Source organism: Streptomyces sp. WELS2 (assembly GCF_013870595.1).
In the GTDB taxonomy this organism is placed as follows: Bacteria; Actinomycetota; Actinomycetes; order Streptomycetales; family Streptomycetaceae; genus Streptomyces.
This window is the reverse complement of sequence record NZ_JACBWZ010000153.1, coordinates 1-10650: the sequence shown is the minus strand read 5'-3', so window position 1 is coordinate 10650 and position 10650 is coordinate 1. Positions and strand designations below refer to the sequence as shown.

At 70.1% G+C, this 10650-nt stretch carries 8 protein-coding genes and 1 pseudogene; 2 read left to right on the top strand and 7 right to left on the bottom strand.

Translation table 11 applies throughout. The features are described 5' to 3' along the window. The first annotated feature begins 355 nt into the window (after positions 1 to 355). Both gabT and H5J33_RS12430 read left to right on the top strand, forming a co-directional pair. Entirely contained in the window at positions 356 to 1690 is a 1335-nt protein-coding gene (gene gabT / locus H5J33_RS12435; protein WP_030612955.1) for a 4-aminobutyrate--2-oxoglutarate transaminase, read from the top strand. A 407-nt stretch (positions 1691 to 2097) separates the two neighbouring features. Next, the gene (locus H5J33_RS12430; protein WP_309485388.1) at positions 2098 to 2706 is read left to right on the top strand and encodes a phosphatase PAP2 family protein; all 609 of its coding nucleotides are present in this window, start codon (positions 2098 to 2100) and stop codon (positions 2704 to 2706) included. Here the strand turns inward: H5J33_RS12430 and H5J33_RS12425 are convergent. The 7 genes and pseudogenes from H5J33_RS12425 to H5J33_RS12395 form a co-directional block, all read right to left on the bottom strand. Then, the gene (locus H5J33_RS12425; protein WP_181794961.1) at positions 2694 to 4514 is read right to left on the bottom strand and encodes a chitinase; all 1821 of its coding nucleotides are present in this window, start codon (positions 4512 to 4514) and stop codon (positions 2694 to 2696) included. The genes H5J33_RS12430 and H5J33_RS12425 overlap by 13 nt on opposite strands. 97 nt (positions 4515 to 4611) lie before the next feature. Continuing rightward, positions 4612 to 5058 (bottom strand): annotated as a pseudogene (locus H5J33_RS12420) (hypothetical protein); the annotation flags it as partial. Between the two features lie 111 nt (positions 5059 to 5169). Then, entirely contained in the window at positions 5170 to 6600 is a 1431-nt protein-coding gene (locus H5J33_RS12415; RefSeq protein WP_181794959.1) for an FAD-binding oxidoreductase, read from the bottom strand. Positions 6601 to 6647: 47 nt separating this feature from the next. Next, a complete protein-coding gene (locus H5J33_RS12410) occupies positions 6648 to 7448 on the bottom strand; it encodes an ABC transporter permease (protein WP_181794958.1) in 801 nt (266 codons plus the stop codon). Beyond that, on the bottom strand, positions 7449 to 8378 hold the full coding sequence (locus H5J33_RS12405) for an ABC transporter permease (protein WP_181794957.1): 930 nt from the start codon (positions 8376 to 8378) through the stop codon (positions 7449 to 7451). It abuts the gene before it with no gap. Beyond that, the gene (locus tag H5J33_RS12400) at positions 8378 to 9538 is read right to left on the bottom strand and encodes an ABC transporter ATP-binding protein (RefSeq protein ID WP_181794956.1); all 1161 of its coding nucleotides are present in this window, start codon (positions 9536 to 9538) and stop codon (positions 8378 to 8380) included. The genes H5J33_RS12405 and H5J33_RS12400 overlap by 1 nt, the downstream gene beginning before the upstream one ends. Then, positions 9535 to 10650, bottom strand: a 1116-nt coding sequence (locus H5J33_RS12395; protein WP_181794955.1) for a spermidine/putrescine ABC transporter substrate-binding protein, incomplete at its 5' end; no start/stop codon positions are given. The genes H5J33_RS12395 and H5J33_RS12400, both read right to left, overlap by 4 nt.

Here is a 10650-nt window from a genome sequence, read left to right as displayed (position 1 = left end):
ACCCCCCTGGGCCCCGGTGGGCGCGGTACCGGTGTCGCAGGCGTTTCGCGTGCGTCCCGTGTGCCGTCGGTGTCCATCGACCCTGCCCCCTGACCAGCCGTTCCGTCCGCCATCAGCGAGCCAATCTAACGCCCCGGCAAGGGGAGTTCACCGCTTACACGGCCGAAGCGGGCCACAGCCGTCCGGGCGGGCTATGTCCACCGCGGACAAGGGGACGCGCCGACAACGCCCACATGGAGCATGCCCACCCCCCGGAACCGGTCTTAGCCTGCGAGAAAAGAAGGTATGCGTCCGTAAACGCACCGCCCGGAACCGCCCGGGACCGCCCGGTACGCAAGATCATCAGGGAGCCCCCATGACCGCACTTCCGCAGGAGCGCCGCGTCGTCACCGCCATCCCCGGCCCGAAGTCGCAGGAGCTTCAGGCCCGCCGTACCGCCGTGGTCGCCCAGGGTGTGGGTTCCACGCTGCCGGTCTTCGTCACCCGCGCCGGCGGCGGTGTCATCGAGGACGTGGACGGCAACAGCCTCATCGACTTCGGCTCCGGTATCGCCGTGACCTCCGTCGGCGCCTCCGCCGAGGCCGTGGTGCGCCGCGCGAGCGCCCAGCTCGCCGACTTCACCCACACCTGTTTCATGGTCACCCCGTACGAGGGCTACGTGGCGGTCGCGGAGGCCCTCGCCGAGCTGACCCCGGGCGACCACGCGAAGAAGTCCGCGCTGTTCAACTCCGGTGCCGAGGCCGTCGAGAACGCCGTCAAGATCGCGCGCGCCTACACCAAGCGGCAGGCCGTCGTCGTGTTCGACCACGGTTACCACGGCCGGACCAACCTGACCATGGCGCTGACCGCGAAGAACATGCCGTACAAGCACGGTTTCGGCCCGTTCGCCCCCGAGGTGTACCGCGTGCCGGTGGCGTACGGCTACCGCTGGCCGACCGGCCCGGAGAACGCCGGCCCGGAGGCCGCCAAGCAGGCCATCGAGCAGATCACCAAGCAGGTCGGCCCGGACAACGTCGCCGCGATCATCATCGAGCCGGTGCTGGGCGAGGGCGGCTTCATCGAGCCCGCCAAGGGCTTCCTGCCCGCGATCCGCCAGTTCGCCGCCGACAACGGGATCGTCTTCGTCGCCGACGAGATCCAGAGCGGTTTCTGCCGGACCGGTCAGTGGTTCGCGTGCGAGGACGAGGGCATCGTCCCGGACCTGATCACGACCGCCAAGGGCATCGCGGGCGGTCTGCCGCTCGCCGCCGTGACCGGCCGCGCGGAGATCATGGACGCCGCGCACGCCGGCGGTCTCGGCGGCACCTACGGCGGCAACCCCGTCGCCTGCGCCGGTGCGCTCGGTGCCATCGAGACGATGAAGGAGCTGGACCTCAACGGCAAGGCCAAGCGCATCGAGGAGGTCATGAAGGGCCGCCTCACCGCCATGGCCGAGAAGTTCGACATCATCGGCGACGTGCGCGGGCGCGGCGCGATGATCGCCATCGAGCTGGTCAAGGACCGCACCACCAAGGAGCCGAACCCGGAGGCCACGGCCGCGCTCGCCAAGGCCTGCCACGCCGAGGGCCTGCTGGTGCTGACCTGTGGCACGTACGGCAACGTGCTCCGTTTCCTGCCCCCGCTGGTCATCGGCGAGGACCTGCTGAACGAGGGTCTCGACATCATCGAGCAGGCGTTCGCGCGCATCTGATCCGCGCGTCGGACCCGTGCTCCGGCCGTGTGTCCGAACGAGGGGTCCGCGCCTGCGGCAGGCCGTGTGAAGAAGGTGTGCGAGGTGGATGGCGGGTGGGGAATCCGTCTGCCGAACCGCCCGGGCCTGCCGTAGGTTCTCTCCAGATGAGAGATACACCCCGCCCACGGGGAACCGTGGGCGGATCCGGGCCGAGGCCTCCCCAGCTTCGATCCGGTCGTGCCCTCGCGCACACATCCGGTGCCGCACGGCTCCGGGATCTCCTCACCGATCGGACGGTCGCCGCCCCAAACCCCCCGGGGCGCGCGGCACGCCGGTCCGGACGGCCGCCTCGGAACCATCCCCCCTGTTCCGGGGCGGCCGACCTCCTTCCCCGGCGCACCGCGCGGACCTGCGAGGCTGGGCGCATGCTTCTCCTGGTCCTCCCGGTGCTCCTCCTCGCCCTGATCACCTGGCAGGTCGTCACCGACGGGCCGCTGCTGCGGCCGGACGCCGAGGTGAGCCGGGCCCTGGTCCACCCGGACGGGTTCTCCCGGTTCCTCTCCGACCTCGGCAACGTCCAGGTGGCCGTCCCGGTGCTGGCCCTCGCCCTCGCCGGCGCCCTGTGGCTCGGCCGCGTCCGGGGCGCCCCCCGCTGGTGGCTGCCGCCGCTGACCGCCGCCGTGCTGATGGCCCTGGTCCCGGCGGTCGTCGTACCGCTGAAGGAGTGGACCGACCGTCCGGGAACGCCGGTGGTGCCCCCGGCGACCGGCTACTTCCCGTCCGGTCACACCGCCACGGCGGTGGTGGCCTACGGCTCGGCGGCCCTGCTCCTCCTCCCCTGGCTCCGCTCCCCCGCCGCCCGCCGCGCGCTGACGGCCGGCTGCGGGGTCCTGGTCCTCGGGGTGTCCTACGGCCTGGTCCGGCACGGCTACCACTGGCCGCTGGACGTACTGGCCGGCTGGTGCCTGGGCGCCGTGCCGCTGGCCGTCCTCGCCCGCGTCACCGGCCGGAACAGGCGCGGTCAGCCGAAGTAGGCGTCGAAGTTCTTCTGGAACTCCCAGTTCCCGTACCGGTCCCAGTTCACCGACCAGGTCATCAGGCCGCGCAGGGCGGGCCAGGTGCCGTGGGTGGGGTACGAGCCGCAGTTGGTCTTCTTCGTGAGGCAGTCCAGGGTCTTGGTGACCTCGGCCGGGGAGACGTGGCCGTTGCCCGCGTTGGTGGACGCCGGCATGCCGATGGCGACCTGGTCGGGGCGCAGCGGCGGGAAGACGTTGTTCTGGTCGCCGGCCACCGGGAAGCCGGTCAGGAGCATGTCGGTCATGGCGATGTGGAAGTCGGCGCCGCCCATGGAGTGGTACTGGTTGTCCAGGCCCATGATCGGGCCCGAGTTGTAGTCCTGGACGTGCAGCAGGGTCAGGTCGTCGCGCAGGGCGTGGATCACCGGGAGGTAGGCGCCGCAGCGCGGGTCCTGGCCGCCCCACTTGCCGGAGCCGTAGTACTGGTAGCCGTTCTGCACGAAGAACGTCTCCGGCGCCATGGTGAGGACGAACTTGGCGCCGTACTTGGCCTTCAGGGTCTTCAGTGCCGAGATCAGGTTGACGATCACGGGGGTGGTCGGGTTCCTGAAGTCCGTGTCGCCCGCGTTCAGCGACAGCGAGTGGCCCTCGAAGTCGATGTCGAGGCCGTCCAGTCCGTAGGTGTCGATGATGTTCGAGACCGAGGAGACGAAGGTGTCGCGGGCCGCGGTCGTGGTCAGCTGGACCTGGCCGTTCTGGCCGCCGATGGAGATGAGCACCTTCTTGCCGGCCGCCTGCTTGGCCTTGATCGCCGCCTTGAACTCGGCGTCGCTCTCCACGTTCGGGCACTCGGTGACCGGGCAGCGGTTGAAGCGGATGTCCCCGGAGGTGACCGAGGTGGGCTCGCCGAAGGCCAGGTCGATGACGTCCCAGCTGTCGGGGACGTCGGCGAGCCGGGTGTAGCCGGAGCCGTTGGCGAAGCTGGCGTGCAGATAGCCGACGAGGGCGTGGGCGGGCAGGTCGGACGAGCCGCCACCCCCGCCACCCCCGCCGCCGGGGCTGGTCGTGGCGGTGACGACCGCGGACTTCGCGGACTCGCCGGCCTCGTTGACCGCGGTGACCTGGAAGCCGTACGCCGTGGAGGCGGCGAGTCCGGAGACGGTCGCCGAAGTGCCGGTCACCGTCTGGACCTTGACGCCGTCGCGGTAGACCGCGTAACTCGTCGCTCCGGTCACCGCCGACCAGGACAGGCCGACGGAGGAGGAGGTCACGGTGGTGCTCTTCAGGCCGGCCGGGGCGGCGGGCGGCTGGGTGGTGCCGCTGCCGCCGGGGCCGACGAGGGTGATGTCGTCGGCCTGGTAGGCGCCGGTGCCGTACCAGCCGTGGGTGTAGATCGTGACCTTGGTGGTGGCGGACCCGGTGCGGAAGGTGGTGCTCAGCTTCTGCCAGTCGGGGGCGGACTGGGTCCAGGTGGAGACGTCGGTGGTGCCGGTGCCGCTCGCGCCGAGGTAGACGTAGGAGCCGCGGACGTATCCGGACAGGGTGTACTGGGCATCGGGCCGGACGGTCACCGTCTGGGCGCACTGGGCGTCGTCGCCGCCGGCCGGGGTGGCCTGGAGCGCTGAAGTCCCGCTGTGTACCGGTGAGTTGACCGTCGTGCCGGCGGTGCAGGTCCAGCCGGTCAGACCGGACTCGAAGCCGCCGTTGACGGCGACGTCCGCGTCGGCCGCACGGGCGGCCGACGAGAGCGCGGTGATGCCGGGCACGGCCAGGCCTATGGCCGTGAGGACGGCGAGGACGGATCTGCGACGTCGGGTGCGTTCCACAAGGGCCTCCGGGGTCGGGGGAGTTGGAGGGGCGGAGCGCACACAATTTGGTCCAGACCAATCCTGCTGTCAAGGTGTCCGGGCGTTACCGGTCCGCATCCCCGCGCCGGGCCCGGTCCGCCGCCGCCTCGTGCATCGCCAGTTCCAGCAGCGCCGGGTCGGTCAGCGTGCCGGAGCCGTCCGGCGGCACCAGCCAGCGCACGCCCCGGGCCGCCCGGCCCGGATACGGCACGACGATCCAGGTGCCGGCCCCGGCGGTGCGCACCCCGGTGCCGACCCAGCGGGCCGCGGTGCCCGCGGGCACCAGGAACCCGAGCCGGCTGTCGCCGAAGCCGGCGAGCACCGGGCCGGGCCGGTCGAGCAGGCGGGTGAGCACGTCCAGGGTCGGATGGCCGAGGTCCCCCGGCAGGATCAGGACGTCCCAGGCCTTGCCGGCGGGCAGCAGGGCGACCCCCAGGGGGTTGCGCTCCCACTCCCGGCGGCAGGCCTCGGGGTCCGGTGCGACGGATGCCAGCCATGTGACGGCCGTCTTCGCCCCATTCATCGAAAATGCCTCCCTCTCGGTCATGGACGCGGATGCGTCGATGAGGTGAGAGGGAGGCGCCGCCGGAGCATTACGCGGGTTCACCCGGCCGTTCGGGTGAGGTGGGTCACCTCAGCTGTCGAAGCCCAGCCCCAGCCGGTCCATCGTCCGCAGCCACAGGTTCCGCCGGCCGCCGTGCGCGTCGGCGCGGGCCAGGGACCACTTGGTGAGGGCGATGCCGGTCCAGGCGAACGGCTCCGGCGGGAACGGCAGCGGCTTCTTGCGGACCATCTCCAGCTCGGTCCGCTCGGTGCGCTCCCCGTCCAGCAGGTCCAGCATCACGTCCGCGCCGAACCGGGTGGCGCCGACCCCGAGGCCCGTGTAGCCGGCCGCGTAGGCCACCCGGCCCTGGTGGGCGGTGCCGAAGAACGCGGAGAACCGGGAGCAGGTGTCGATCGCCCCGCCCCAGGCGTGGGTGAAGCGGACGCCCTCCAGCTGCGGGAAGCAGGTGAAGAAGTGGCCGGCGAGCTTGGCGTACGTCTCGGGCCGGTCGTCGTACTCGGCGCGCACCCGGCCGCCGTAGGGGTAGACCGCGTCGTAGCCGCCCCACAGCACGCGGTTGTCGGCGGAGAGCCGGAAGTAGTGGAACTGGTTGGCGCTGTCGCCGAGGCCCTGCCGGTTGTGCCAGCCGACGGCGGCGAGCTGCCCGTCGGTCAACGGCTCGGTCATCAGGGCGTAGTCGTAGACCGGGACGGTGTACGACCGTACGCGCCGCACGAGGCTCGGGAAGATGTTGGTGCCGAGCGCGACCTTGCGGGCGCGTACGGCACCGTAGGGGGTGCGTACGGCCATCCCGGCGCCGTAGTTCTTCAGGGTGAGGGCGGGCGTGTGCTCGTACACCCGCACACCCAGTCTCAGGCAGGCCCGCTTCAGGCCCCAGGCGAGCTTGGCCGGGTGCAGCATGGCCACGCCCCGGCGGTCCCACAGGCCCGCCTGGAAGGTGGGCGAGTCCACCTCGGCGCGCACGGCGTCGGCGTCCAGGAAGTCGATGCCGTCGGCGAGGCCCTTCTCCTCGAGTTCCCGGTGCCAGTCCTTCAGCTCCCAGGCCTGGTAGGTCTCGGTGGCCACGTCGATCTCGCCGGTGCGTTCGAAGTCGCAGTCGATGCCGTACCGGGCGATCGCGGCCTCGATCCCGTCGAGGTTGCGCCGGCCCAGCTCCTCCAGCTTGTGGATCTCGCCGGGCCAGCGGGTGAGGCCGTTGGGCAGGCCGTGCGTGAGGGAGGCGGCGCAGAAGCCGCCGTTGCGGCCGGAGGCGGCCCAGCCCACCTCGCGGCCTTCCAGCAGGACGACGTCGCGCCCGGGGTCGCGCTCCTTGGCGTTCAGCGCCGTCCACAGCCCGCTGTAGCCGCCGCCGACCACCAGCAGGTCGCAGGTCTCGGCGGTGGTGAGGGCGGGCTCGGGGGCCGGCTTGCCGGGGTCTTCCAGCCAGTACGGGACCGGCTGGGCTTCGGAGAGAGAGGCGATCCAGTTGTCTTTCCCACGGCTCATGGCGCTTGGGGCCATGATTTCAACTCCCTACAGAGGATTCCCGGCAAGACCCGTGAAAAGGCCTATGCCTTCTGCTTGTTCCGGCGGTTTCCGAGGACCATCGCGAACAGGACGAACAGGACGGCGAGGAGGAACATCGCGGTGCCGATCACATTGATCTGCACGGGCGTTCCGCGCTGCGCCGAGCCCCACACGAACATCGGGAAGGTGACCGTCGAGCCGGCGTTGAAATTGGTGATGATGAAATCGTCGAAGGAGAGCGCGAACGACAGCAGCGCGCCCGCGGCGATTCCGGGTGCCGCGATGGGCAGGGTGACCCGCCAGAAGGTCTGCACGGGACCGGCGTACAGGTCCCGGGCGGCCTCCTCCAGACGCGGGTCCATCGACATCACGCGCGCCTTGACCGCGGTGACGACGAAGCTCAGGCAGAACATGATGTGGGCGATCAGGATCGTCCAGAAGCCCAGCTGGGCGCCCATGTTGAGGAACAGGGTGAGCAGCGAGGCGGCCATGACCACCTCGGGCATCGCCATCGGCAGGAAGATCAGCGAGTTGACGGCGCCGCGCGCGCGGAAGCGGTAGCGGACCAGCGCGAAGGAGATCATCGTGCCGAGGACCGTGGCGCCGACCGTCGCCCAGACGGCGATCTGCAGGCTGAGCGAGAGCGAGCCGCACATGTCGGCGACCCCGCACGGGTCCTGCCACGCCGCCGTGGAGAAGTGCTGCCATTCGTAATTGAAGCGCCCCTTCGGTTTGTTGAAGGAGAACACCGTGACGATGATGTTCGGCAGCAGCAGATAGGCGAGCGTCAGCAGACCGGCGATGACGACGAGACGGCGCTTGAGCCAGTTCAGGAAGGGCATTTAGACCAGGTCCTCCGTCCCCGACCGGCGGATGTAGAAGGTGACCATGGCCAGGATGGCGGCCATGAGGATGAAGGAGAGCGCGGCGGCCGTCGGATAGTCCAGGACGCGCAGGAACTGCGTCTGGATGACATTGCCGATCATGCGGGTGTCGGTGGAGCCGAGGAGTTCGGCGTTGACGTAGTCGCCGGCGGCCGGGATGAAGGTCAACAGCGTCCCGGAGACCACGCCCGGCATGGACAGCGGGAAGGTGACCTTGCGGAAGGTGGTCCAGGGCCGGGCGTACAGGTCGCCGGCCGCCTCGTGCAGCCGCCCGTCGATCCGTTCCAGCGAGGTGTACAGCGGCAGGATCATGAACGGCAGGAAGTTGTACGTCAGCCCGCACACCACGGCCAGCGGGGTGGCCAGCACCCGGTCGCCGGCCGTCCAGCCGAGCCAGTCGGTGAGGTCCAGGACGTGCAGCGTGTTCAGGGTGTGCACGACCGGGCCGTTGTCGGCGAGGATCGTCTTCCAGGCCAGGGTGCGGATCAGGAAGCTGGTGAAGAACGGCGCGATCACCAGGATCATGATCAGGTTGCGCCAGCGGCCGGCGCGGAAGGCGATGAGGTACGCCAGCGGATAACCGAGCAGCAGGCACAGCACGGTCGCGGCGGCGGCGTAGCACACGGAGCGCAGGAACTGCGGCCAGTACGCGTTCAGCGCGTCCCAGTAGGTCGCGAAGTGCCAGGTGACCTTGTAGCCCTGCTCCAGGGAGCCCTGCTGCACGGAGGTGGAGGCCTGGTAGACCATCGGCAGGGCGAAGAAGACGATCAGCCACAGCATGCCGGGCAGCAGCAGCCAGTACGGGGTGAACCGGCCGCGCCGGCGCGGGGGCTTCTCCTCGGGTGCGGCGGGGCCGAGCGGCGGGGGCGCCTCGGTGAGCGTGGACATCAGGCGGCGACCTCTTCCTCGGTGCCCGCGTCGATGGCCTGGTCCGCGTCCAGGCCGAAGGTGTGGGCCGGGCTCCAGTGCAGGACCACGTCGGCGCCGGGCACCAGCCGGCCGTCGCGCTCGACGTTCTGCACGTACACCGACAGGCCGGCGCAGACCGGGCTGTCGACGACGTACTGCGTGGAGACGCCGATGAAACTGGCGTCGGCGATCTTCCCGGTGAGGCGGTTGCGGCCGGCCGGGATCTCCCCCGCGTCGTCGGCGTGCGTGAGCGAGATCTTCTCCGGGCGGATGCCGACCAGCAGCTTGCCGCCGGCCGTGGCCGGGGCGGTACACCGGGCCCCGGGCAGCACCAGCTTGCCGTCGCCCGCCTTCAGCACGATGTCGTCGCCGCTGCGGGTGCCGACCTCGGCCTCGATCAGGTTGGAGGTGCCGAGGAAGTTCGCGACGAAGGTGGTCCGCGGGTTCTCGTACAGGTCGGCCGGCGCGCCGAGCTGCTCGACCCGGCCGCCGTTCATCACGGCGACCGTGTCGGCCATGGTCATGGCCTCCTCCTGGTCGTGCGTGACGTGGACGAAGGTGATGCCGACCTCGGTCTGGATGCGCTTGAGCTCCAGCTGCATCTGGCGGCGCAGCTTCAGGTCGAGGGCGCCGAGCGGCTCGTCCAGCAGCAGCACCCTGGGGTGGTTGATCAGGGCGCGGGCCACGGCGACCCGCTGCTGCTGGCCGCCGGAGAGCTGGTGCGGCTTCTTGCGTGCCTGCTCGCCGAGCTGGACCAGCTCCAGCATCTCCTCGACCTGCTTCTTCACGCTCTTGACGCCCCGCCGGCGCAGACCGAAGGCGACGTTCTCGAAGATGTCGAGGTGCGGGAAGAGGGCGTAGGACTGGAAGACCGTGTTGACCGGCCGCTTGTACGGCGGCAGGTGGGTGACGTCCTGGTCACCGAGCCGGACCGTGCCCGTGGTGGGCTCCTCCAGGCCGGCGATCATGCGCAGGGTGGTGGTCTTGCCGCAGCCGGAGGCGCCGAGCAGGGCGAAGAAGGAGCCCTCGGGCACGGTCAGGTCGAGCGGGTGTACGGCGGTGAAGGAGCCGTAGGTCTTGGAGATTCCGGAGAGGCGGACGTCGCCGCTGTTGTCTGGTGTCGTCTTCATCGTCGTCACGCCCCTGTGAGCTTCGCGAACTTTCCTTCGTAGGCCGTCTCTTCCTTCTGGCTCAGGGAGCGGAAGGCATGGGACTTCGCCTGCATGGCCTTGTCGGGGACGATCAGCGGGTTGTCCGCCGCGTCCCGGTCGATCTTCGCAAGGTGGGGCTTCACCCCGTCGACCGGTGTCACGTAGTTGATGTACGCGGCGAGCACGGCGGCCTGCTGCGGCTCGTAGTAGAAGTCGATCAGCCGTTCGGCGTTCGTCTTGTGGCGCGCCTTGTTGGGGACGCACAGGTTGTCGGTCGACGTCACATAGCCGCTGTCGGGGATGACGAAGTCGATGTCCGGGTTGTCCGACTTGAGCTGGACGACGTCACCCGCCCAGGCGATACAGGCGGCGAAGTCGCCCTTGGACAGGTCGGAGGTGTAGTCGTTGCCGGTGAAGCGGCGGATCTGGCCCTTGTCGACGGCCTTCTGGAGGCGGGCGATCGCCGCGTCGTAGTCGTCGTCGGTGAACTTCGCCGGGTCCTTGCCCATGTCGAGCAGGGTCATGCCCACGCTGTCGCGCATCTCCGACAGGAAGCCGACGCGCCCCTTGAGCCTCGGGTCGTCCAGCAGGTCGGAGACCGAGCGCACCTCGATGCCGTCCAGCGCCTTCTTGTTGTAGGCGATGACGGTGGAGATGCCCTGCCAGGGGTACGAGTACGCCCGCCCGGGGTCCCAGTCCGGGTCGCGGAACTGGGCCGAGAGGTTGGTGTAGGCGTGCGGCAGGTTGGACGGGTCGAGTTTCTGCACCCAGCCGAGGCGGATCATCCGGGCGGCCAGCCAGTCGGTGAGGACGATGATGTCCCGGCCGGTGTCCTGCCCCGCGGCGAGCTGGGGCTTGATCTTGCCGAAGAACTCGTTGTTGTCGTTGATGTCCTCCGTGTAGTGGACCGTGATCCCGGTCCGCTCGCGGAAGGTCTCCAGGGTGGGGTGGTGCTTGCCGCTGTCGTCGGCGTCGATGTACTCGGTCCAGTTGGAGAAGTCGACCACCTTCTCCGTGGCCGAGTGGTCCTGGGCGGGGGTGCCGCCCTGGCTCCTGCCCGCCGCGGGGATCCCGCAGGCGGCCGCCGAACTCCTCAAGGA

Bases quoted from the DNA above. Each gene is read 5' to 3' on its own strand.
- H5J33_RS12405 (WP_181794957.1), bottom strand. From the start codon at position 8,378: ATGTCCACGCTCACCGAGGCGCCCCCGCCGCTCGGCCCCGCCGCACCC.
- H5J33_RS12430 (WP_309485388.1), top strand. From the start codon at position 2,098: ATGCTTCTCCTGGTCCTCCCGGTGCTCCTCCTCGCCCTGATCACCTGG.
- gabT (WP_030612955.1), top strand. From the start codon at position 356: ATGACCGCACTTCCGCAGGAGCGCCGCGTCGTCACCGCCATCCCCGGC.
- H5J33_RS12410 (WP_181794958.1), bottom strand. From the start codon at position 7,448: ATGCCCTTCCTGAACTGGCTCAAGCGCCGTCTCGTCGTCATCGCCGGT.
- H5J33_RS12415 (WP_181794959.1), bottom strand. From the start codon at position 6,600: ATGGCCCCAAGCGCCATGAGCCGTGGGAAAGACAACTGGATCGCCTCT.